This window comes from Caballeronia sp. EK (assembly GCF_014384845.1).
Lineage (GTDB): Bacteria > Pseudomonadota > Gammaproteobacteria > Burkholderiales > Burkholderiaceae > Caballeronia > Caballeronia jiangsuensis.
The window spans coordinates 520,311-543,029 of the sequence record NZ_JACSUE010000002.1; the positions used below are offsets into that span (position 1 = coordinate 520,311).

The following is a 22,719-nucleotide window of genomic DNA, read 5'->3' on the forward strand; positions in this document are numbered from 1 at the left end:
CCTTTCAGATTCGCTGGCTTCGTAGTTCGCTTACGAACGAGGAATCGTCTTCATGGATGACGCCACGCGCGAGTTCGACCGGCTGCGCCCTCGCTTGCAGGGCATCGCCTATCGCATGCTCGGTTCGGTCGCCGAGGCGGAAGACATCGTGCAGGACGTATGGCTTCGCTGGCACGCGGCTGCGCGCGAAGCTATCGAGAATGCCGAAGCCTGGCTCGTCGCCGTCACGACGCGACATTCGATCGACCGGCTGCGCGCCGCGAAATTGCAGCGCGAGCATTACACGGGCATCTGGCTGCCCGAGCCGCAAATCACCGAGCCGCCCGCGACGCCCGAAGAAGTCACGGAGCGCGCGGACGATGTGTCGGTCGCGTTTCTGATGCTGCTCGAACGCCTGACGCCCGAAGCACGCGCGGCGTTCTTGCTGCGCGAAGTTTTCGATGCCGATTATCCGGAGGTCGCGAGCATCATCGGGAAGACGGAGGCCGCGTGCCGGCAGCTCGTGAGTCGCGCGAAGGCACAACTGCGCGAAGAACGTCCGCGCCGTTCGGTGCCGCGCGAAATCCACAGGCGTTTGCTGCACGCATTCGCACATGCGATCGAACACGGCGATTTCGCGGCCATTCACGCGATGCTCGCGGACGACGCGACGCTCGTCGGCGATGGCGGCGGCCACGTGCAGAGCTTCCCGGAGCCGCTACTCGGCGGCAAGCGCATCGCGCAGCTTTTCTATGCGGCATTCCTGCGTTACGGAAAGGGCGTGCGCATCGAACTCGTGATGCTCAATGACCAATGGGCGCTCTTGCGCTTCATCGACGGCAAGCTCGAATCGGCCCAGACCTACGATATCGAAGACGAGCACATCGTGCGTATTCAGGTGCAGCGCAACCCGGAGAAGCTCGAACGCATCGCAGCGCGTTACGGGAACGCGTGATGGATTGCCTTTGCGATTGATGCGCGCGGAGCAATAGCGTGCGCACGTTCGCGCGTCTACCGCGAGAAGGCGCGCAAACTTACGATGACATCCATGCCGGCCATGGAGCGCCGGCGGTATCTTCAACCAGGCATGGAGTCATCATGACGCAGCGAATCAACTACGTTCAACAATCGCCCGAACTGTTCAAGAAGTTCTATGAATTCAGCCAGGTCCTGCAGGAGTGCTCGATCGAGCGGACAACCCGCGACCTGGTGACGCTTCGCGCATCGCAGATGAATGGCTGCGCCTTTTGCGTCGATATGCATGTGAAGGAAGCGAAGATTCACGGCGAGCGCGAACTGCGCACGCATCACGTGGCGATCTGGCGCGAGTCGACGCTGTTCTCGCCGCGCGAACGCGCCGCGCTCGCGTGGACCGAAGTGCTGACGCGCATTCCCGAACATGGCGTGTCCGACGAGCTCTATGGACGCGTGCGCGAGCAGTTTTCGGAGAAGGAGCTATCCGACCTGACCTACGCCGTCATGGCGATCAACGGATGGAATCGTGCGAATGTCGCATTCCAGACGGTGCCGGGTTCGTCCGACAAGGCTTTCGGCCTCGACAAGGCAAACCTGTCGTGATGTGTTCGCGCCGTCATTCGATCATGGGAGAACGGATCATGCACAGCATCAAACGCGTGGGACTCACGCTCGTCTTCGGATGCGCGGCGCTTGCGGCGAACACGGCGCAGGCCGCGCCGGAGGCCATCGTCAAGGAGCTGATGACGAAGCCGCTGCCCGAATATCCCGGCAAGGAAGCACTGATGATCAGCGTCGAATATCCACCGGGCTCGGTCGATCCGGTGCATCGGCATGACGCGCATGCATTCGTGTATGTGCTCGAAGGCACGATCATCATGCAGCTTCAGGGCGGCAAGGCCGTGACGCTCAAAGCCGGCGATACTTTCTATGAAGGCCCTGAAGATATTCACACGGTGGGCCGCAACGCCAGCAAGACGAAGCGCGCGAAGTTCATCGTGCTGCTTCTCAAAGACAAGGGCAAACCGGTTCTGACGCCGGTGAAATAAAAGAAATCGAGCATGGCGTGTCACAAAGTGCAGGGCGTGAACGTCTAGTGAGACAGAGCCACTACGTTTCGTGCCGCCATGCCATCAGATCTTGCGTGTCATTCCGACGATTCGCTCGCCTATAGCTTCGTGACCAGTTATGCGGGCGTCGTTTCGTTTCTTGCGGTCGCCAATGAAGGCAGCTTCGCGAAAGCGAGCGATCGCCTGGGTATCGGCCGTTCCGCCGTCAGCCGCAACGTGCAGAAGCTGGAAGCACAGCTCGATGCGCGTCTCTTTCTTCGCACCACGCGCAGCACGTCGCTCACCCGCGAGGGCGAGCTCTTCTACAAGAACTGTCAGCCGGGCGTGGAGCGCATCGTGCAGGCGCTCGAAGACATGCGCGAACTGCGCAATGGGCCGCCGCGCGGACACTTGCGCATCGCGTCCGCGCCGGGTTTCGGCCGCAGGGTCGTCGCGCCGCTTCTGTCCGGCTTCCATGCGCGTTATCCGGATATCGCACTGGAACTCGTGCTCAACGATCGTCCGTGCGATTTCACGGCCGACCGTGTCGATGTCGCATTTCGCGACGGTCATATGGAAGACAGCGAGGTCGTCGCGAAGCAGTTGATTCCGATGCAGATGGTCGTGTGCGCATCGCCGGAGTATGCGTGCCAGCACGGCTTGCCGCGTCGTGTCGATGAGCTCGACAAACATCGCTGCATCAATTTCCGTACGTCGGCGGGGCGTATCGCCGACTGGGAGTTCAAGGTCGATGGCCTGCCGCACAAGCGCTCGCTCGCCGCGAAGCAGACGTTCAACGACATCGACCTGATGCTGCGAGCGGTGCTCGACGGGCAGGGCATCGCGCAACTGCCTGCCTATCTCGTGTGCGATGCGCTCAAGGCCGGGCGCCTCGTCATATGTCTCGCTCAACATGCGCCCGACGACGGCGGTCACTATCTCTGCTATCTCAGCCGCAAGCAACTGCCCGCACGGGTGCGTGTATTCGTCGATTACATGACCGAGCATACGCGCGCGCTCGATCTGCATTGCCTGACGACCCATATGACGAACAGGAGCGATGTGACGGTCGTGATCGCCGATTGATGCATCGAAGGCAACACCGCGCGTCCGCTGAAGGCGCTACCGGATGCGTGCGCGTCCACCTACGATGCATCACGCACGACAGATTCAGCGAGCGCGACACCATGCGCGCATCGCTTCAAAGGAGAACATCATGAAGATCGTAGTGATAGGCGGAAGCGGACTCATCGGCAGCAAGGTCGTGAAGAACCTGCGTGCGCGCGGACATGAAGTGATCGCAGCGTCGCCTGCATCGGGCGTCGATACGATGACGGGCAAGGGCCTGAAAGAAGCGCTGAAGGATGCGCGCGTGGTCGTCGATGTGGCCAACTCGCCTTCGTTCGAAGACAAGGCCGTGCTCGAATTCTTCGAAACGTCGGGACGCAATCTCTTCGCTGCGGAGAAGGCCGCCGGCGTCGCGCATCATGTGGCGCTTTCGGTCGTCGGCACGGATCGCCTCGCACAAAGCGGCTATTTTCGCGGCAAGATCGCGCAGGAGAAGCTGATCCGCGAATCGGGCGTGCCGTACACGATCGTTCAGTCGACGCAGTTCTTCGAGTTTCTCGGCGGCATTGCGAAAGCGAGCGCCAATGAAAACGCGGTGCATCTTTCGGATGCGTACATTCAGCCGATCGCCTCGGGCGACGTAGCGAGCGCCGTTGCGGATCGCGCCGTCAATGCACCGGTCAATGGTGTGGTCGAGATTGCGGGCACGGAGAAGTCGCGTCTCTCCGATCTGATGCAGCGCTATTTCAAAGCGACGGGCGACGCAAGGACGGTCGTCGTCGACGAGAACGCGCTCTACTTCGGCGCACAGCTCGCAGCGGACACGCTCTTGCCAGGCGCACAAGCGCATCTCGGCGCGGTGAATTTCGATGCGTGGTTCGAAGAGACCCGGAGCGAGGTTCAAGCGGCGCGTTGAACGATTTGTAGAAGGGGCCGTCATGGAGCCGCTCCATCCGCCGCCCGTCAGCCTGCTCGACAAGTATGAAGGTCGCGACGTGCAGCCGTTGTATTCGACGACCGTCACCGTCACGGGCGGCGATGCGGGCCACGGCCGCGCCTCAGGTGTGGCCCGCTCCGACGACGGCAATCTCGAACTCGACCTGCGTATGCCGCAAGCGCTCGGCGGGCCCGGCGGCGGCACGAACCCCGAACAGTTGTTCGCCGCGGGCTATGCCGCGTGCTTTCATGGCGCGCTGGTCTTGCTCGCCGCGCGCGCGGGTATCGTGGCCGAGGGCGCAAGCGTGTCCGTTACGGTCGAATTCGGCCGCGATCCGATAGACGGCCTCTTCGTGCTCACCGCGCACACGCGCGTTCAGATGCCTGGCATCGAACGCGCGGCAGCGGAAGAACTCGTGCGCAACACCGAACGCTTTTGCCCTTATACGAAGATGGCGCGCAAGGGCATCGTCAATATCGTTTCGCTTGCAGCCAATAGCGATGCTACGGATCATTCGGCAGGCACACGCGCAGTCTGATCGAGTTGCTTTGCTTGATGCAATGCATCGCGCCTGCTCAACGCGCCCAGTGCGAACGCCGCAATGAACGCGGGAATCGCGAGCAGCGTGAAGACCGCGCTGAATTGCAGCCCCATGCTCATGAGAAGTCCGCCGGTCATCGCGCCCGCCACCGCGCCCATGCGCCCGATGCCGAGCATCCATGCAACGCCCGTTGCGCGGCTTCGCGTCGGATAGAACGATGCCGCGAGCGCCGACATCGACGTGACCGCGCTCGTCACGGCCGTTCCCGTCAGGAAGATGAGCACCGCGAGCCAGAACTGATCCGCGACGCCGCGTCCGATCGTCAGCACCAGCGCCGCTGCGAGCACGTACGCGCACGCGTTCACGCGTCGCGGATTGGTCTTGTCCATCACCCAGCCGAGACACAGGTTGCCGAGAATGCCGCCGAGCGGAAAGAGCGACGTCGTGAGGGCGGCGCGTTCGGCGGAGAAGCCGGCGTCCTTGAAAAGCGTGGGAAGCCAGTTGGTCAGCAGATAGAAGATCAACAGGCCCATGAAGTACGCGAGCCATAACATCGATGTGCCGAAACGATAGGGACGCGAGACGATGAGTCCGAGCGCGGACTTGTCCGCGCCGCCCGTGCGCGTATCGGCGGCAGTGAACGCGATGCGTGCACCTTCGGCGAGACGCGCATCGTTGGAGACGCGTCGCAGCACGCGGGCGATCTTTTGCGCGGAATGTTTTCTCAGGACCATGAACTGCGCCGACTCGGGCAGCAGAAAGAGCAGCAGCACCGTGAGCACGATCGGGCCGATGCCGCCGGCGACGAGCACGCTCGGCCAGCCGAAATGCGGGATGAGCCACGCGGCGCACAATCCGCCTATCGAAAGGCCCACTGAGAAGCCGCAGAACATCGTGTTGACGACGACGGCACGAATGCGCGCGGGTGCATACTCCGACATCAGCGTGACGGCGTTGGGCATCGCCGCGCCGAGGCCCAGGCCGGTGAGAAAGCGCCACGCGGTCAGCGTTTCGACCGAGCTTGCCTGTGCCGACGCGAGACTCCACACGCCGAAGAAGAACACGGAAAGCGCGAGCACCGCCTTGCGTCCGATGCGGTCGGCAGCCGGTCCCGCCGCTAACGCGCCGATGCCGAGCCCGACGAGCGCCGCGCTCATCACGGGACCCAATGCTGCTCGCGTGATGCCCCAGTCGCCGATCAGCGACGGCGCGATGAATCCGACTGCCGCCGTATCGAAGCCATCGGCCGCGACGACGAGAAAGCACAGGATCAGGATGACCCATTGATACGGCGAGAAGCGCTCGCCGTCGATGAAGCTCTGGACCTCGATGGTCCCGAAGTTCTTTTCCATGCCGGTATGTCTCCATTCGTTTATCTAAAAGCTATCGCAAGGATGCGGCCTTCTTCGTGCCGCTATGCCGGGCTCTAACGCACCGCGGGCGAAAGGCTCCTGAACTCGACGCGCCTGATGATGCGGCTCTCCTGCGCGACGATCAGATGCGCCGATGCCTGTAGATATGCGGGCCATTCCGGATCGTTGTCGCGCGCGGTGCGTCGCTGGTCGTAATCCCCGATGCTCTCGTAGCCCCACAGATGCACGACCTGATTCAATGCGCCGATATCGCTCATATAAAAGCCGACGGGCGCGCCGAGATACTTGAGTTGTATCGGCATCGCGAGACGATCGAATACGTCGATGAATTCCGCCATGCCGCGCGGCTTGATCGTGTAGATACGATGATCGATGAATGGCTTGCTCATGCTGCGCTCCTCAATTCGCTGGAATTCGCGCGCGCGTCGATACGGCCCGCGAGATGTAGCCCGGTGAGATACCCGAATGTCATGATCGGGCCGAGCGTGATGCCTGCGCCGGGATAGTTGCCGCCCATGACGCTCGCGCGATCGTTGCCGACTGCATAGAGCCCGGGAATCGGCTCGCTGCCTTTGAGTACTTGTCCGTGCGGATTCGTTGCAATGCCGTCGAAGGTGCCGAGGTCGCCCATCACGACCTTGAGCGCGTAGTACGGGCCATCGCCGATTGGCGCGACGCAAGGATTCGGCTTGTGCGCGGGATCGCCGAGATAGCGGTTGAATGAAGTCGTGCCGCGGCCGAATGCATTGTCCTTGCCTTCCACGGCGTCGCGGTTGTATTCGCGCACGGTCGCGTCCAGCGCGCTCGCGTCGATGCCTGCGTGCCGCGCGAGTTCTGCAAGCGTGCGGCCTTTGACGAGATAGCCGCTTTTCAGATGGGACTTGAGCGGAATCGGCGCGGGCTTTGCGAAGCCGAGGCCGTATTTGCGGATCGTCTCGTGATCGCAAACGAGCCACATCGCTGTTTCCTTTTCATCACGGCACGCTTCGATCATCGCGGCACCGACATCGTGATAAGAATTCGATTCGTTGGTGAAGCGCACGCCGCCGCGTGTCACGCCGATCACGCCCGGCTTGTAGCGATCGAGCAGATGCGGAAACACGCCGTATTTCCCGTCTTTCAGCGGCACGCGCGAGACCGGCATCCATGCGGCAGGCTGCGGATAGCGGATATCGACGCGGCCGCCCACGCGTTCGGCCATGCGTGCGCCATCGCCGGTATTGCCTGCGGGCACCGGCGATACATGCTCGCCGCCGCGCCGCACATGAGGATATGCCTTCGCAATGCGTGCGACATCATGCGAGAAGCCGCCGCACGCGAGCACTACGCCACGCCGCGCGGTGATGCGGGTTTCGCGTCCTTCCGCGATCACGATCGCGCCCGTCACGCGGCCCTTCACCGTAGTGAGTTCCTTCGCGCCCGTGTTCGTATGAATCGGAATGCCGAGATCGAGTGCGGACTTGGCGAGGCGCGCGGCGAGGGCATTGCCGCTCGTGATCTGCACGCCGCGCTTATAGAGCGCGAGTTCTCCGATATGACTCGCAAGCCGCTTTGCGACATACCACGCCGACGCAAGCGATTTCGTCGCGTTGAAGAAGTGCTTGAGATCCGCGCTCGACGAATTGAACATCATGCCGATGAACGTGATCGTCTTGAGCGGCGGGCGCAGGCGCGCGATGTCTTTGCCCAGTGCGCGCGCATCGAAGGGCTTTGCGACGACAGAGCGTCCCACATCGACACCGCCCGGCGCATCGGGATGATAGTCGGGGTACAGCGTCGGCAGGAATTCGACTGAGGTCTCGCGCTCGAAGAAGTCGATCATGCGCGGGCCGTTGTCGAGAAACGCATCGACTGCTGCTTCGTCGTACATCGCGTCCGTTTCGCCACGCATGTATTGAATCGCGGCTTCACGCGTATCCTGAACCCCGGCTTCTTTCGCGTGGCGATTGCCGGGTATCCACAGCACGCCGCCCGAGAATGCGGTCGTGCCGCCGAAGTATTGTTCCTTCTCGACGACGATCACGTCGAGCCCTTGCTTCTTCGCTGTAATGGCCGTCGAAAGGCCGCCGGCGCCCGAGCCGATCACGAGCACATCGCAAGCGAGATCGGACGACCGCGTTACGGTAGTCATGATGATGTCCTTTGATTGGAAGCGGGCGCGTTGCGCACCCGTGAGAGGGAAGGCCGCTTTTCAGGCGGTGCGCGGCGCTTCGAAGCCGGGACGCGGAACGAGGTCCATCAACATGCATTCGAAGCCGCCATCGACGGCAAGCTCCGCGCCGTTCACATACGCCGCGCGCTGGCTCGCGAGAAACGCTACGACTTCCGCGATATCGCGCGGCTCGCCGATACGCCTGCTCGCGGTCATCGCGCTGCGGCGCGCTTCGACATCGCCTTGCTCATAGAACGCTTTCGAGAGCGGCGTGCGGATCATGCCGGGGCAGACCGTATTGCTGCGCACGCCACGCGCGCCCCATTCGGCGGCAATCTGGCGCGACAGCATCGCGATGCCGGCCTTGCTCGGGCTATATGCGCCGCTCCAGGTTTGCGGATGATGCGCCGCCACCGATGCGATATGCACGATGCTGCCCGCGCCACGCGTCAGCATGCCGCGTCCGAATGCTTGTGCGCATAACATATAACCCGTGAGATTGACGGCGAGCATCGCATTCCACGCATCGAGGCCGATATCTTCGATGCCGCCGGCTCTCAACAAACCGGCATTGTTCACGAGTACATCGACATGGCCGAACTTTCGCTCGACCTGATCGCGTGCGCGGTTCACGCTGGCCGCATCGGCGATATCGCAGGCAATGGCAATCGCATCGATGCCGCTTGCGCGCAGCGTTTCGGCCGCTTCGTTGCAACCCGCTTCATCGCGATCGAGCAATGCGAGGCGAGCCCCCGCATCCGCGAATGTCGATGCAATGGCGCGGCCGATGCCGCCCGCCGCACCCGTCACCACACACACGCTCGATTCGAGCCCGAGCCAATGCGGCGCGGTCTGATCCCGCGCGACCTGATTAGTCATCCTTGTCTCCTGAGTCCATTCGATGCGAAGGCGCGATAGCCTTGCCCGTGAAAAAAGTATATTCACGGCCTTGCACAAAAAATTGGACAAAGGCGGCAGACGACAGGACAATTTGTGCATCAGGAGACGCGCGACATGAGGAAAATCCCTAACTACAACCTGTACGGAGAATCGGCGCGTCCGCCGTGGTATGACGCGTTCAACTTCGAGTGGATCGCCGAGCGCAGCGCGCCGAACGACTGGCATATCGACGCGCATCGTCATGACGCGCTCTTGCAATTTCTGTACATTCGCGGCGGCGGCGGCCAAGTGCTGATCGAGAACCGCATGATCGATATCCTGCCGCCGTGCGTCATCGTGCTGCCTGCTCAGACGGTGCATGGATTCAACTTCGCGCCGGACGTCGATGGTCTGGTCGTGACCGTCGCGCAAAGATCGATCGAGGCGCTCGCATCGATCGCGGCGCCGGGGCTCATTCCCGTGCTGCAACGCGCGGGGCTTTCGCGTATCAGCGCCCAGTCCGTGAAGGAAAGCGCGTTCATGCCGATCCTCGAATTGCTGGAGCGCGAGTTTCGCGCGACGAATCGAGGACACATGGCGGCGGGGATGTCGCTGCTGATTGCACTTTTCGTGCATGTCGCGCGGCTATGCGAGAGTGCGTCCGCGCCGAGTGTCGCATCGACGGAAAGGCGCGTGCAACAGATCAAGCGCTTCAGGGAACTGGTGGCCGCGCACTTTCGCGAGCATCAGCCCGTGGATTTCTACGCGCAAAAGCTCGGCATGACGGTCACGCAACTCGGACGCATTTGCCGCGAGGAGATATCGAGCTCGCCGCTTGCGATGATCAACGAGCATCTCGTACGTGAGGCGCAGCGCGATCTCGTTTATTCGAGCATGTCGGTCAAGCAGATCGCGCATGGATTGGGCTTTGCCGACATCGCATATTTCAGCCGCTATTTCCGCAAGCAGACCGGCGTCACCCCGACGCAATTTCAGTCCGAAGCGCATAAGGCGCTAGCTATCCAATAGCCTGTTCGCACTGATGTCGGAGGGTTGCCACCGTCATGCAGGCGTGCGATGCTTCGCCGTGCTGCGAATCAATCAAAACAAAAACGGCCCGAGCGAGACCAGTCCGGTTCACTGATCCTTTTGAGGAGGGAGCATGATCGCACTGTTATCGCATCGCGCGGCGCACGAGGCGTCGCGGCGTTTCCAGTTCAAGGCACGCGGAGTGCTATGCGGCTGGCTCGTCATGAGCGCGGCTGCAAACCTCGCGTATGCGGACGCGCAAATCGGTTATACGCTGCCGCCTCCGCCGAGCGAGTTATACGGCGATCTTTTCGTCGCCGTGCAGACGCAAGGCATTTATCCCGATCAAAAGACCTTCGTCGACGCGACACCCAAGATCGATCCCGCGCAGATCGTGCAGGCCTATCATCAGCAGATGTCGGTGCCGGGCTTTTCGCTGAAGACGTTCGTCGCGCAGTACTTCACGCCGCCGACCGATCAGGTCATCACGCCGCCGCCGAACCAGTCGCTGCGCGAACATATCGACTGGCTTTGGCCGGAACTCACGCGTCTTACTACGACCGCCAACGTACCGCCCAACAGTTCGCTGATTCCGATGCCCAAGCAATACGTCGTGCCGGGCGGGCGCTTTCGCGAAGGTTACTACTGGGACACGTATTTCACGATGCTGGGTCTTCAGGAAGCGGGCCGTGAAGATCTCGTTGACGACATGCTCGATAACTTCGCGTATCTGATCGACACGATCGGACATATTCCAAACGGCAATCGCACGTACTACGTGAGCCGGTCGCAACCGCCGTTCTTCTCCTATATGGTCGAACTTGCCGCGCACAAGGAAGGCGGGCGGGTCTATCAGAAGTATTTGCCGCAATTGCGCAAGGAACATAGCTACTGGATGCAGGGCGCGAATACGTTGCAGCCCGGCGACGCAGTGCGCAATGTCGTGATGCTGCCGGACAAGACCGTGCTCAATCGCTATTGGGACGAGCGCGACACGCCGCGCGACGAGTCTTATTCGGAAGACGTCGCCACCGCCAAACAGGTCACGAATCGCCCGGCGAACGAGGTTTATCGCGATCTGCGCGCGGCGGCCGAAAGCGGCTGGGACTTCAGTTCGCGCTGGTTCGACGACAACATGACGCTCGCCACGATCCGCACGACATCGATCGTTCCCGTCGATCTGAATAGCCTGATGTTCCACCTCGAAACGACGATTGCTATCGGTTGCGGCGAGGCGCGCGATTTCGGTTGCGTCGGCGAGTTCATCGGACGCGCGGCGAAGCGTGCCGTCGGCATCAACAAGTATCTCTGGAACAAGAACGGCTATTACGGCGACTACGACTGGAAGCTCGGACAACCGCGCAATAACCCGTCGGCGGCCATGCTTTATCCGCTCTTCGCCAACGCGGCGTGGCCGGATCGCGCGCACAAGACAGCGGAGACGGTCGAAGCGATGCTGCTGAAGCCTGGCGGCCTCACGACGACGACCTATAACACGACGCAGCAGTGGGACGCGCCGAACGGCTGGGCGCCATTGCACTGGATCGCGGTGCAAGGTCTGAAGCGATACGGGCGCAGCGATCTCGCGCAGCAGATCGGCACGCGCTTTCTCGCCGACGTGAATAACGTCTACAAGACGCAGCAGAAGCTCGTGGAGAAGTACATCGTGGAAGGCGAGGGAACGGGCGGCGGAGGCGGCGGCGAATATCCGTTGCAGGATGGCTTCGGCTGGACCAATGGCGTCACGCTGAAGCTGCTCGACCTCTACGCACCGGGTCAATAAGACAGAGAAACGAAGGCATCGCCGTGATCCTTCATGCGGCGATGCCGTAGTATCGACTTTACTTCGCCTGCTTCTGCCGACGATACTCCTGCACCGGCAAACCGCCCACGCCCCAGTTCTCCATTTCCACTTCTTCGATCACGACGAACGTGGCGTCGAGCGGCTTGTTCAACACGTCGAGCAACAACTGGCTCACGCCTTTGATGAGCTGCGCTTTCTCATCGGCGGTGACAGCACTCGTGCCGGGCTTGCTGCCTTCGCGTGTCACCTGAATCGTAACCATCGGCATGGCGATCTCCTCGAATGGGAACTACGAAGCGCCCGCGAAGGGCGCATCCGCAACCGGTGAAGAATCGGTCAATCAATGTCCCGCGCTTTGACCGCCGTCGACGTGGAGGATCTCGCCCGTCACGAACGGCGCGGAATCAAGATACAGCACGGCGTTCACGATGTCGCTCATTTCACCCATGTGTCCCATCGGATGCAGCGCGCCGAGTGCTTCGTGCGTTTCGGGCGCGTGCATCGGCGACTTGATGATGCCGGGCGACACCGCATTCGCGCGAATGCCGGACTTCGCATATTCGATTGCCAGTGACTTCGTCGCGGCATTCAGGCCGCCTTTGGTCAGCGACGCCAGCACCGAAGGCACGCCGCTCACCGCATGATCGACGAGCGTCGTCGTGATGCTGACGACATGCCCGCTCTTGTTCTTCTCCATCTGCTCGACAGCGAGTTGCGTGATGTTGAAGAAGCCGTTCAGGTTCACGTTCAGGAACGCCGCATAGTCTTCCTGCGTATATTGCGTGAAGGGCTTGGCGATGAAGATGCCGGCGTTGTTGACGAGCGTATCGATGCGGCCGAACTTTGCGATCGCCGCATCGACTACGCGTTGCGCGGTGGCGCGATCGCCGATATCGCCCGCGACGGCTATCACGTTCGGATCGTCCGGCTGCGTAACGGAACGGGCGGTCGCAACGACGCGATAACCTTTCGCGCGAAAAGCGTTGACGATCTCAGCGCCGATGCCTTGCGACGCGCCGGTGACGATAGCGACTTTGTTTGCGTTGCTCATGATGAACCTCGATAGATGTTGATTTGGGCCTGTTGCGGATCGGACCGACGGCTCCGATGGCTCGTAATTTATGCCCTTCGAGATTCGTTGCGTACACACGCGATGGACAATCAGTCTTGCACGCGAGGAACAAATGCGTCGCGGGCGAATCGATCAGACGAATCATTCAATGGGAGATACACGTGACCTTGCGCAACGTGAAAGCATTCGTATTCGATGTATTCGGCACGGTCGTGGACTGGCGCGGCGGCGTCGCGCGCGAGGCCGCGCCGTTCCTGCAACGCCACGGCGCAACGGGCGCTGCGCCTGAAGCCTTCGCGGATGCATGGCGCAGCCGCTATGTGCCCGCGATGCGCAAGATCATCGGCGGCGAGCGATCGTTCGTGCGGCTCGATGTGCTGCATCGCGAGAATCTGGTGGATGTCTTGCCGGAGTTCGGCATCGATCCGAAAGCTGTTCCCTCCGAGACGCTCGACGAACTCAATCTCGCGTGGCATCGACTCGACCCGTGGCCGGATTCGATAGCGGGCCTGCAACGGCTCAAGGCGCGCCATATCATCGCGCCGCTTTCGAACGGCAATATCAGGCTGATGGTGGATATGGCGAAGCGTGCCGGACTGCCCTGGGATGCGATTCTCGGCGCGGAGATCGCGCAGATTTACAAGCCGGATCCGCAAGCCTATTTGCGCACGGCGGATGTGTTGATGCTGAAGCCGGAAGAGGTCTGTCTCGTCGCCGCGCATAACGACGATCTCGCTGCGGCAAGAAAGTGCGGCTTGCGCACTGCGTTCATCGCGCGTCCGTATGAGCGCGGACCGGGCCAGAAAGTGGATCTGAAAGCAGAGAGCGATTGGGATGTCGTCGCGAACGACATGAACGAACTGGCCGATGCCGTGGGCGCCTGAGCGCCGATAACATCGGCCGATGAAGCGACTTTAAGCGCCGTTAAGCGCCTTCGACGACGCGGAAGTCGCGCACCACGGAATCGCCCAGCACTTCCAGCGCGTGCTGATAAGTCGCGCTGTTATAAGCGGCGACGGCTGCATCGAGAGAATCGAATTCGATGACCACCGTGCGCTCGATCGCGCCTTCACCCTGCGCCATCGCCGCGACGCCGCGAACGAGGGGACGGCCGCCGCCTTCCGCGATGGCTTGCGTTGCGATCTTCGCGTATTCAGCGGCTTGCTCGGGCTTCATGATCTTCTTGTACACGCTGACCCAATATCCTTTTGCCATCTGTATCTCCAGTGTTTGACGGGCGCTTTGCGCCATGAGGCGAACGCAATGCGCGATTGCGTTCAGTCCGGCGGCCAGCATAGCAAATTCTCGAATGCGAATGCCCGCGCCGTCCGCGCGCTCGATTCTGCGTGTTTCCGTGAAAGGTGCTTTCTTGCGCTAGGGGTTAACCCGTGAAGACCAGCGTCATAGACTGCCATTACTGCTTTCGAACGACATCCCGTTCGAAGCCAGGCACCTCATAACACTGGAGTTTCATCATGAAGTCGATCATTCGCGCAGCCGTCGTCGCAACCGTTCTTGTCGTTCCTGTCGCTTCGTTTGCTCAAAGCCAGATCACGCGGGCTCAGGTCCGTGCGGAACTCGCCGAATTGCAGAGCGTGGGTTATCACGTTGGCGACGGCGATCAGGCTCACTATCCGGAAGCGATTCAGGCAGCCGAAGCGAAGCTCGCCGCACGCGATGGCGCGACGGCTTATGGCGGTGCGGCTAACGGCACGGCGCAATCGGGCGGTGCGCGCGTGTCGCAATCGGACTGGAACGCGATGTACTCGCGATAAGCCGTTACTTCAGGCGAAGGACTCAGTCCGCGGCATATTTGCGATCGAGTTCGTCGAAGAGCGGCTTGTTCACGAGACGTTGACGTTCGGCGAACGGCGTGACGACTGCCGGATCTTCATCGAGCCGTCCTTGCGATTTCAATGCGCCGAGCGCGGTCTGCATGCCGCGCACGGCACTTTGCAAGGCGGCATTCGCATACAGCACGAGACTGAAACCCAGGCGCGCCAGATCGGCCTGATCCGTTACGGGCGTCTTACCGCCAATCACGATATTGATAAGCTGCGGTGCATCGAGCAGCTTCGGCAGCGATGCGATCTGCTCCGGCGTTTCGATAGCTTCGACAAAGAGAATGTCGGCGCCCGCTTCGACGAATGCGCGCGCGCGCTCGATCGCCGCATCGAAGCCTTCCACCGCGCACGCATCGGTGCGCGCGATGATCTGGAAGTTATCGTCTTCGCGCGCATCGACCGCCGCGCGTATCTTCCCTGCCATTTCATTCGTCGAGATCACGGCCTTGCCCGCGAAATGGCCGCACTTCTTTGGCATCACCTGATCTTCGAGTTGAATCGCATCGGCGCCCGCGCGTTCCAGCGTGCGCACTGCATGACGCACGTTGAGCGCATTGCCGAAGCCCGTGTCCGCATCGACGATGAGCGGCACGTCCACTGCATCGCGAATGCGCGACGTATGCTCCGCAATTTCCGCGAGGCCGATGAAGCCGAGGTCCGGCATGCCGAGCGACATGTTCGTCACGCCCGCACCGGTGATGTAGATCGCTTCGAAACCCAGATCGGCCGCGACGCGCGCGCTCATCGCATTGAACGCGCCGGGCAGGAGCAGGGCGCTGCGTGCGTTGACCCGTTCGCGAAAGGCGGCACGGCGGCGTGAAGAGGAAGTGGTCATGGCTTCGGGTCCGGAAAGTGAGTTCATGTTCGGCGTCTGCAATGCTAACCCGCGATGCGCTTCGGCGCTCGCGTGGCTATCACGCGAAGCGAAACAGGGCGCGCGCCGAATCGCGCAACACGATGGTACGCAGCGATGCGTCCGGAATCCAGCGGTCGAGCGCATCGCGGGAGGCGTCGTAGTCGATCAGCCTTTGATGCTGCGTATGCGGCCAGTCGCTGCCCCATACGAGCCGCGCCGCGCCGAAGGAATCGAGCAAGGCTGACGTGAGCGCTTGGCCGATCGCGACGCCGCTTTCGCCGCGGACGCTGCGATAAGCCGCCGATAGCTTGACCCACACGCGCCCGCTCCTTGCCGTCGTCAGAAGATAGCGAAAGCCCGGATCGTCGACGCCGAATGCGGGATCGGGTCGGCCGAAATGATCGACCACGATCGTGCAACCTTGTTCGAGCAGCGGCGTAATGAGCATCGGCAAATCGACCGCATCGCGATGAATCTCGACGTGCCAGCCGAGCGCATTGATGCGTCTGAATAACTCGCGCCAATGAGATTCGCGCAGATCGGGCAGCGCAAGGCCGATCAGATTCAGCCGCATGCCGACGACACCATGCGCCGCGAGATGCCGCAATTCATCATCGCTGATGGAAGAATCGATGACGGCTACGCCACGAAAGCGTTGCGGAAAGCGCTGCAGCACATCGAGGAAAAATGAATTGTCCGTACCCAGAAAGCTCGGCTGCACGAGCACCGAATGCGATATGCCGTTCGCGCGCAAATGATCCGCGTAGGCATCGAGCGTCGCATCGTAGTCGGGTGCATGACGGCGATGCGGTGCGAGCGGAAGGCCGCGCACGAAGACATGCGCGTGACTGTCGATGGCTTCGATTGCCGCGGGCGTCGTTGCGAGCCATTGCTCGTCGGCGAGTGTGGAGTGGAGTGTATGCATCATGGATAGATCAGACATGCGTGGGCGATCGCTCGCTCGATGCAGCTTGAGCGGGCACGGTCGCAATGCGACGGCCTTTCGTTTCGGGCAACAGCAACGCAGCCACGACGACGAGTCCATATGCGATGCCGGCATCGATGCCGAGCGCTTGTCCAAGCGGCATCGAATTGCCCATGTGCCCGACGAGCACCGGAAACACAGCGGACACCACGCGCCCGAAGTTGTAGCAAAAGCCGACGCCCGTGCCGCGCACGCCTTGCGGATACAGCTCGTTGAAGAGCGCGCCGAGCGTCGCCGGAATGCCCGCGGAGAAGAGCCCGAGCGGGAAGCTCAGCATCAGCATTGCAACATCGCCGATAGGCAGAAACACATACACGTTGACCGTGACCGCGCAGCAGATCGCGAAGAGAATCACGTTTTTCCGGCGACCGATCTTGTCCTGCAACCACGCGCTGACAAAACATCCGATGATGAACGCGGTAATCACGACGGCCAGATAGCCGCCCGTGCCGAGTACGGACAAGTGACGTTCGGTTTTGAGGTAAGTCGGGAGCCATGTCGTAATGGCGTGATAACCGCCATGCGCGCCGAGTCCGATCAATCCGCCGACGATCGTCGTGCGCAATACCGACGGATGAAAGATGCCGGCGAGAATAGCGAACGTGCCTCGAGGTTGCTCATCACCTTGTTCGACAGGTTTCGATTCGCGCGGCGGCTCTACGATATTGCGGCGCATATAGACCACGAGCAACGCGGGTAATAGACCGACCGCGAACAGCACACGCCAGGCCCAATCGGGTGAAACGTATGAGAACACGATGGTATAGAGCAATACCGCGCCGGCCCAGCCGAAGCCCCATGCGCTTTGCACGATGCCCATAGCCTTGCCGCGATGTTTCGCGCGAATCGTTTCGCTGAGCAATACCGCGCCCGCCGTCCACTCGCCGCCGAAGCCCAGACCCTGAAGCGACTTGAGCACGAGCAATTGCTCGAAGTTCTGCGCGAAGGCGCTGAGAAACGTGAAGAGCGAAAACCAGAGAACCGTCACCTGCAATGCCTTGACGCGCCCGATGCGATCGGAGAGCACGCCCGCGAGCAGTCCGCCCAATGCGCCCGCGACGAGCGTCGCGCCGCCGATCAGACCCGCCTGTCCCTTGCCGATGCCCCAGGTCGCGATGAGCGTCGGGATAACGAGGCTGAATACCTGCGTATCGACGCCATCGAGCGCCCAGCCTGCGAAGCATCCCCATAGCGTGCGTTTTTCCGCCGTGGAAATCTCACGGTACCAATTCATCTTGCGTCTCCTGTGCTGGCGCCGGGCCGGCTCTTGTTCAATATGTCACTGCATTCTAGAAACGAATCGCGGCCTCGCATACTATGGATACGTTCGTTTTTCATAACATTTTGATATGCTCGCGACATGGAGACGCGCAACCTCAAATACTTCCTCGCCGTGGTCGATGCAGGCAGCGTGACACGCGCGGCCGAGGTGCTCGATATCGCGCAACCCGCGTTGAGCCAGGCCCTTTCGCGCATGGAACGCGATCTGGGCGTGAAACTCTTCGAGCGCACGCGCCGTGGCGCGCAATTGACGCCGGCAGGCGAAGCGATCGTCGAAGACATACGATTGAGCGTGGCGCGTATCGATGCCGCATCGCACCGCGCACGGGAAATCGGCGCGCAGCGTGGCGGGCGGCTCACGATCGGCTTTGCATCGGCGGCGCTTTTCAGTCTCTTGCCTCGCGCAATTGCGGCGCTGCGTGAGGAAGTGCCCAATGTCGAACTCATGCTCAGGGAAATGAGCAATGCGGAGCAGGCGAGCGCGCTGGAGAAAGGCACGATCGATATCGGTTTGCTGCATACGCCCGTCGCGGTGGGAGGGCGCATGCGCGAGAAGATGATCGCAAGAGAACGCTTGCTGGCCGTGCTGCCGCTCTCGTTTGCTATCGGCGACGATGGAAAAGTCGGCCTGAAGGATCTTTCCGATGCGGGCCTCGTGTGGTTTCCCAGCGATCAGTTACCGGTCGTACGCGCGGGCATCCTGAGTGCTTTTCGTAAGGCAGGTTGTGAAGCGAACGTCGTGCAGGACGCGAATCGCTCGCTGACCGTACTCGCTTGCGTCGCGGCGGGATGCGGCGCATCGCTTTTGCCGCAATCGGTGACGGCGCTGCAATTCGCTGGCGTGCGCTTTTGCGATGTGCGCGACGGCGATAACCTGCCACCCTTCGAACTCAGTGCAATATGGCCGATGCGCTCGCGGCCCACACTCGCGGATCGCTTCGCGGCCTTGCTCGAAGCATGAGGAGACATGCATGAATGAAATTTCGAACGATCTGCCTTTGCCGGAGGGCATTCGCGCGCGCATGATCGACAACGGCAACGGACTTTCGATGCATGTGCTCGAAGCCGGATTCGATGCACCTGAAAGGCCTTGCATCGTGCTCTTGCACGGCTTTCCCGAGCTCGCCTATAGCTGGCGCAAGATCATGATACCGCTGGCGGATGCGGGCTTTTATGTCGTCGCACCCGATCAGCGAGGTTATGGACGCACGGTCGGCGGCGCTGCTCTATTCGATACCGATCTCGACGCGTTCAACTTTCCGAACCTCGTGCGCGATGTGCTGGGCCTCGTCTCGGCGCTGGGTTATCGCAGAGTTGCATCGGTCATCGGTCATGACTTCGGCTCGCCTGTGGCCGCGTGGTGTGCGTTGATTCGCCCCGATGTGTTCGCGTCCGTCGTGATGATGAGCGCGACTTTCGCGGGGCCGCCCGCATTCGCGTTCAATACCGCGAAGGACGATGCGAGCCTCGCGCGTATCGAAACTGCTCCATCGGTCATGGCGGAGGCAGTGGCGGGGCTTCAATCGCTCGATCCGCCGCGCAAGCATTATCAATGGTATTACTCGGGCGCGCAGGCCAACGACGATATGTGGCACGCGCCGCAAGGGCTCGCCGCGTTCTTCCGCGCGTATTACCACGTCAAGAGCGCGGACTGGCCGGGCAATCATCCTCATCCGCTTGCATCCGTCACGCCCGATCAACTCGCGATGCTGCCCACGTACTACGTGATGAATGCGGATGCGACGATGCCGCAGACCGTTGCGGAGCATATGCCCGCCGCCGATAAGATCGCCGCATGCGCATGGCTTTCCGATCGGGATTTGAACGTGTATGAGAGCGAGTACACGCGCACCGGATTTCAGGGCGGATTGAACTGGTATCGCTGCGGCACAGACCCGCACTATGCGGCCGAATTACGGCTTTGGTCGGCATGCACGATCGACGTGCCGTCATGTTTCATCGCGGGCGCGAGCGACTGGGGCTATTACCAGCGCCCAGGCGATTTCGAAGCGATGCGCGTACTGGCCTGCACCAATTTCCGCGCGACGCATCTTATCGAAGGCGCGGGGCACTGGGTGCAGCAGGAGCAGCCGAGTACCGTCGTCAGCCGCATCCTGCGGTTTCTGAGGCAGGATGCGCCCGCGATCTAGCGAGTGCACGAAGAGTTGTATCAAGAAGTGTATGAAGTTTCCTCTTGTAAGAGTTGCCGGTGCATCGGCATTCGCAGGAACTTCACCGAAAGCGCCAGTGTCCACCAGCCTCGCGGCCTTCGAAGGTCGGCATCAACCGCGAGGAGAGTATCGATGGATAAAGGACGTGTTGCCGCGCTCGACGCAGGCCGGGCGCTCGCGATCGTCGGGGTAGTTGCAGTACACCTGTCGTTTCAATTCCCCAATCTGCCCGGCGCCGTGACGCTCATCGCGCGCATGGGTCAATACGGCGTGCAGCTTTTCTTCGTGATCAGCGCGATCACGATCTTCATGACGCTCGAAATGGATCACGCGCGCTGCGCGGATGCGCGTCATGTCACGTTGCGCTTCTACATCAAACGATTCTTTCGCATAGCGCCGTTGTATTACGCGGCGATCGCGGTCTATGGCCTCATCAGCTATGGCGCGATGCGTTCGGGTATCGAGCGGGCATGGATTCTCGGCGCGCATGGCCCGATGGACGTTCTGCTCAACATGCTCTTTCTGCATGCGTTTTCACCGACCGCGATCAATAACGTCGTGCCGGGAGGATGGTCGATCGGTGTCGAGATGCTGTTCTATCTGATCGCGCCGCTGCTGTTCTTCCTCGCGATGAATCGCGCGCGTCTGCTGCTCGCTACGGCTCTGCTGCTGGCTCTCTCTTATGCAACGATGTCGATGAGCGACTGCAACGGCAGCCTCGATTGCAATGTCGCCAATAACACGTTCAGTTACTTCTGGCCGCCTGTGCAAGGGCCGTGCTTCATCATCGGCATGTGGGCGTGGTATGCATTCCGCTCGCATTTGCTCGGCGCGTCCGATGTCACGAGGCGCATATCGTGGCTCTATTTTTCGCTCGCATTGGGCTTTGCACTCGCGACCGCCGCGCTCGGCGTATGGCTCGACAAGGCGCATGCACTTGCGCCCGTGTTTGCCGCATGCAGCGCCGTGGCGTTTCTGCTGTTCGTGTGTTCGCATCACGCTCGAAGACGCCGCGATAGCGCGCGAGCGGCGCCGCGCGCCACGTTCGTCCGACGTTGCGCCGCCGCGCTCGGCCGCGAAAGTTATGGCATTTATCTCTGGCACTTCATCTGCGTCTATGCGACGTTTCATTTCTTCGATCACACATTCGGAGAAAAGAACGGTGAGACTTCTCTCGCGCTATTCGGCGCGACACTGATCGTGGTGCTGGTCGTTTCTTATGCGCTTTCGCGCGTGTCGGACCGTCTGATTCAAGGGCGTGCGACGCGCTTGTCGAGACGCCTGCTCGCATCGGTGGACAGACGTTTTCACCTGACGCGTGACGCTTAGCCGCGAGGATTCGCTTGAGCCGTGAACGTCACCGCCATATCGATGCGCCGACCGCGCGTGCGATACAAAACGATGCTCACGGCCAGCGTCGCCAGTTCGGTGATGGCGACGGTCATCCAGATGCCGTTCGGCCCGAGCCATTCGGTGAGAAGCCACAGCATCGCCAGCAGCAACATCCAGCTACGCAGCAGCGCGACGATCATCGACGCGAGCGGCGCCTCGATGGCGGTCAGATAGCCGCTGATCGCGACATTGATTGCGGCCGGCAGGAACGCGAGCGCGCACCACGGCAACGCGTCGCGCAGGAGCGCTTGCGCCGCCGCACTGTCGGGCACGAAGAGCGCGCCCAGCGGTTGTGCGAGCGTGAGAATCGCGAAGGCGGCAGCTAGCGCGAAGCCGGCCGTGACCATGATGCCGATCGAAAACGCGCGCGACACGGCATGCGCATTGCCCGCGCCGCGCTGATAGCTCACGATCGGCTGCATGCTTTGCACGAGCGCGACCATCGTGACCGACGCGATCATCGTCATGTATTCGACGACCGCGAACGCAACGAGACCCGTGTCGCCGAGCCAGCGCAGCACCGCGTGATTGAACGCGAAGAGCGTGACGCTCGGCGCGATCTCACCGAGAAACTCGGATACGCCGTTGTAGGCCATGCGCCACGCGTGATCGAGCCGTGCGAAGGCATGCGCGACGGGACGAACGTGTCGGGCCCTGACGAAGTGATAGGCCAGCATCGGGACGCAGGCGAGTGCCTGACTGATGCCCGACGCGAGCGCCGCGCCGCGCATGCCCCATTGCATGTGACTGACCATCCACCATGTCAACGCGACGTCGGCGACGCCGCCCGCGATCAGGCATACGAGGCCGAACTTGGCCGCGCCTTCGATGCGCAGGAAGAGTTCGAGTGCATAACATGCGGTCGGAAACAGGACGAACGGCGCATAGGCATGCAGGAAATCTTTTGCGAGGCGCGCGAGTTCACCGCGAGCGCCTGTCCATTGCACGAAGGTATCGGCATAGAAATAAATGGCGAGTGAGAACGCCACGCCGCATAAGCCGAGCAGCCAAAGCGCTTGCGTGAATGCTTCGGCGGCTTCGCGTTCGCGCCGCTCGCCGAGCAGGCGTGAGACGAGCGTCGATCCGCCGACGCCGATCATCACGCTGAATGCATAGGGCAGATAAAGCAGGGGGACGAGCAGATTCAACGCGGCAAGCGCATCGGCGCCGACATGGCGTCCGATAAAGATGCCGCTGATGACGGAGTGCATGCAGTACACCCATGCCGCGAGCACGGTAGGCACGGCGTAGTTCGAGAATTGACGAACGAGGGATACGTTTTTGTTGAGCGAAACCATGACTGACAACCCGAGATTACTCGCTAGCACGCCA

The 22,719-nt window shown here is 61.5% G+C and carries 24 protein-coding genes; 13 read left to right on the plus strand and 11 right to left on the minus strand.

All coding sequences use genetic code 11. The features are described from left to right. Positions 1 to 52 precede the first annotated feature (52 nt). From IAG25_RS06780 to IAG25_RS06805, 6 genes are all read left to right on the plus strand, one after another. Positions 53 to 934: an RNA polymerase sigma-70 factor gene (locus IAG25_RS06780; RefSeq protein WP_187604164.1), complete on the plus strand. Its 882-nt coding sequence runs from the start codon at positions 53 to 55 to the stop codon at positions 932 to 934. A 143-nt stretch (positions 935 to 1,077) separates the two neighbouring features. Beyond that, on the plus strand, positions 1,078 to 1,557 hold the full coding sequence (locus IAG25_RS06785; protein ID WP_187604165.1) for a carboxymuconolactone decarboxylase family protein: 480 nt from the start codon (positions 1,078 to 1,080) through the stop codon (positions 1,555 to 1,557). A gap of 38 nt (positions 1,558 to 1,595) precedes the next feature. Further along, positions 1,596 to 2,003, plus strand: a complete 408-nt coding sequence (locus IAG25_RS06790) for a cupin domain-containing protein (protein ID WP_187604166.1) — start codon at positions 1,596 to 1,598, stop codon at positions 2,001 to 2,003. Between the two features lie 78 nt (positions 2,004 to 2,081). Next, entirely contained in the window at positions 2,082 to 3,089 is a 1,008-nt protein-coding gene (locus tag IAG25_RS06795) for a LysR family transcriptional regulator (protein WP_187604167.1), read from the plus strand. 130 nt (positions 3,090 to 3,219) lie between these two features. Continuing rightward, positions 3,220 to 3,987, plus strand: a complete 768-nt coding sequence (locus IAG25_RS06800; RefSeq protein ID WP_187604168.1) for an SDR family oxidoreductase — start codon at positions 3,220 to 3,222, stop codon at positions 3,985 to 3,987. 22 nt (positions 3,988 to 4,009) lie between these two features. Further along, positions 4,010 to 4,546 (plus strand): Ohr family peroxiredoxin, encoded by a 537-nt coding sequence (locus tag IAG25_RS06805; RefSeq protein ID WP_187604169.1) that lies wholly within the window; start codon positions 4,010 to 4,012, stop codon positions 4,544 to 4,546. Here IAG25_RS06805 and IAG25_RS06810 read toward each other — a convergent pair. From IAG25_RS06810 to IAG25_RS06825, 4 genes are all read right to left on the minus strand, one after another. Then, positions 4,519 to 5,901 carry an MFS transporter gene (locus IAG25_RS06810; RefSeq protein WP_187604170.1) on the minus strand — a complete coding sequence of 461 codons (1,383 nt, stop codon included), beginning with the start codon at positions 5,899 to 5,901 and terminating at the stop codon, positions 4,519 to 4,521. The genes IAG25_RS06805 and IAG25_RS06810 overlap by 28 nt on opposite strands. A 74-nt stretch (positions 5,902 to 5,975) precedes the next feature. Continuing rightward, positions 5,976 to 6,311, minus strand: a complete 336-nt coding sequence (locus IAG25_RS06815) for an NIPSNAP family protein (RefSeq protein WP_187604171.1) — start codon at positions 6,309 to 6,311, stop codon at positions 5,976 to 5,978. Then, positions 6,308 to 8,053: an FAD-dependent oxidoreductase gene (locus IAG25_RS06820; protein WP_187604172.1), complete on the minus strand. Its 1,746-nt coding sequence runs from the start codon at positions 8,051 to 8,053 to the stop codon at positions 6,308 to 6,310. The genes IAG25_RS06815 and IAG25_RS06820 overlap by 4 nt, the downstream gene beginning before the upstream one ends. Positions 8,054 to 8,113: 60 nt before the next feature. Further along, on the minus strand, positions 8,114 to 8,953 hold the full coding sequence (locus tag IAG25_RS06825; RefSeq protein WP_187604173.1) for an SDR family NAD(P)-dependent oxidoreductase: 840 nt from the start codon (positions 8,951 to 8,953) through the stop codon (positions 8,114 to 8,116). Between the two features lie 135 nt (positions 8,954 to 9,088). Here IAG25_RS06825 and IAG25_RS06830 point away from each other — a divergent pair, with 135 nt between their 5' ends. Further along, positions 9,089 to 9,982: a helix-turn-helix domain-containing protein gene (locus IAG25_RS06830; RefSeq protein ID WP_187604174.1), complete on the plus strand. Its 894-nt coding sequence runs from the start codon at positions 9,089 to 9,091 to the stop codon at positions 9,980 to 9,982. Between the two features lie 133 nt (positions 9,983 to 10,115). Then, positions 10,116 to 11,765: an alpha,alpha-trehalase TreA gene (gene treA, locus IAG25_RS06835; RefSeq protein ID WP_187604175.1), complete on the plus strand. Its 1,650-nt coding sequence runs from the start codon at positions 10,116 to 10,118 to the stop codon at positions 11,763 to 11,765. 58 nt (positions 11,766 to 11,823) lie between these two features. Here the strand turns inward: treA and IAG25_RS06840 are convergent, their stop codons facing one another. After that, on the minus strand, positions 11,824 to 12,054 hold the full coding sequence (locus IAG25_RS06840; RefSeq protein ID WP_035499705.1) for a tautomerase family protein: 231 nt from the start codon (positions 12,052 to 12,054) through the stop codon (positions 11,824 to 11,826). Between the two features lie 72 nt (positions 12,055 to 12,126). Next, positions 12,127 to 12,837, minus strand: coding sequence for an SDR family NAD(P)-dependent oxidoreductase (locus IAG25_RS06845; protein ID WP_187604176.1), 711 nt, complete (start codon positions 12,835 to 12,837; stop codon positions 12,127 to 12,129). A gap of 182 nt (positions 12,838 to 13,019) precedes the next feature. Here IAG25_RS06845 and IAG25_RS06850 point away from each other — a divergent pair, with 182 nt between their 5' ends. Next, entirely contained in the window at positions 13,020 to 13,742 is a 723-nt protein-coding gene (locus IAG25_RS06850) for a haloacid dehalogenase type II (RefSeq protein WP_187604177.1), read from the plus strand. A gap of 40 nt (positions 13,743 to 13,782) precedes the next feature. Here IAG25_RS06850 and IAG25_RS06855 read toward each other — a convergent pair whose 3' ends face one another. Then, positions 13,783 to 14,073, minus strand: coding sequence for a DUF1330 domain-containing protein (locus IAG25_RS06855; RefSeq protein WP_035499900.1), 291 nt, complete (start codon positions 14,071 to 14,073; stop codon positions 13,783 to 13,785). 260 nt (positions 14,074 to 14,333) lie between these two features. On the opposite strand from IAG25_RS06855, the gene IAG25_RS06860 reads away from it, so the two are divergent. After that, positions 14,334 to 14,633, plus strand: a complete 300-nt coding sequence (locus tag IAG25_RS06860; RefSeq protein WP_187604178.1) for a DUF4148 domain-containing protein — start codon at positions 14,334 to 14,336, stop codon at positions 14,631 to 14,633. A 22-nt stretch (positions 14,634 to 14,655) separates the two neighbouring features. Here IAG25_RS06860 and IAG25_RS06865 read toward each other — a convergent pair whose 3' ends face one another. The 3 genes from IAG25_RS06865 to IAG25_RS06875 all read right to left on the minus strand — a co-directional run bounded on the left by IAG25_RS06865 (position 14,656) and on the right by IAG25_RS06875 (position 17,777). After that, positions 14,656 to 15,537 carry an isocitrate lyase/PEP mutase family protein gene (locus tag IAG25_RS06865; protein WP_187604179.1) on the minus strand — a complete coding sequence of 294 codons (882 nt, stop codon included), beginning with the start codon at positions 15,535 to 15,537 and terminating at the stop codon, positions 14,656 to 14,658. A 79-nt stretch (positions 15,538 to 15,616) separates the two neighbouring features. Further along, the gene (locus IAG25_RS06870) at positions 15,617 to 16,486 is read right to left on the minus strand and encodes an amidohydrolase family protein (protein ID WP_375336502.1); all 870 of its coding nucleotides are present in this window, start codon (positions 16,484 to 16,486) and stop codon (positions 15,617 to 15,619) included. Between the two features lie 7 nt (positions 16,487 to 16,493). Continuing rightward, the gene (locus IAG25_RS06875; protein WP_187604181.1) at positions 16,494 to 17,777 is read right to left on the minus strand and encodes an MFS transporter; all 1,284 of its coding nucleotides are present in this window, start codon (positions 17,775 to 17,777) and stop codon (positions 16,494 to 16,496) included. Between the two features lie 126 nt (positions 17,778 to 17,903). On the opposite strand from IAG25_RS06875, the gene IAG25_RS06880 reads away from it, so the two are divergent. From IAG25_RS06880 to IAG25_RS06890, 3 genes are all read left to right on the plus strand, one after another. Continuing rightward, positions 17,904 to 18,785 (plus strand): LysR family transcriptional regulator, encoded by an 882-nt coding sequence (locus IAG25_RS06880; protein ID WP_035499714.1) that lies wholly within the window; start codon positions 17,904 to 17,906, stop codon positions 18,783 to 18,785. 10 nt (positions 18,786 to 18,795) lie between these two features. Continuing rightward, positions 18,796 to 19,974 carry an alpha/beta hydrolase gene (locus IAG25_RS06885; RefSeq protein WP_187604182.1) on the plus strand — a complete coding sequence of 393 codons (1,179 nt, stop codon included), beginning with the start codon at positions 18,796 to 18,798 and terminating at the stop codon, positions 19,972 to 19,974. 153 nt (positions 19,975 to 20,127) lie between these two features. Further along, positions 20,128 to 21,324, plus strand: coding sequence for an acyltransferase family protein (locus IAG25_RS06890; RefSeq protein ID WP_187604183.1), 1,197 nt, complete (start codon positions 20,128 to 20,130; stop codon positions 21,322 to 21,324). On the opposite strand, the gene IAG25_RS06895 is transcribed toward IAG25_RS06890, so the two are convergent. Beyond that, positions 21,321 to 22,631 (minus strand): MATE family efflux transporter, encoded by a 1,311-nt coding sequence (locus IAG25_RS06895; RefSeq protein ID WP_309243923.1) that lies wholly within the window; start codon positions 22,629 to 22,631, stop codon positions 21,321 to 21,323. The two genes, IAG25_RS06890 and IAG25_RS06895, sit on opposite strands and share 4 nt — an antisense overlap. Positions 22,632 to 22,719: the final 88 nt, after the last annotated feature.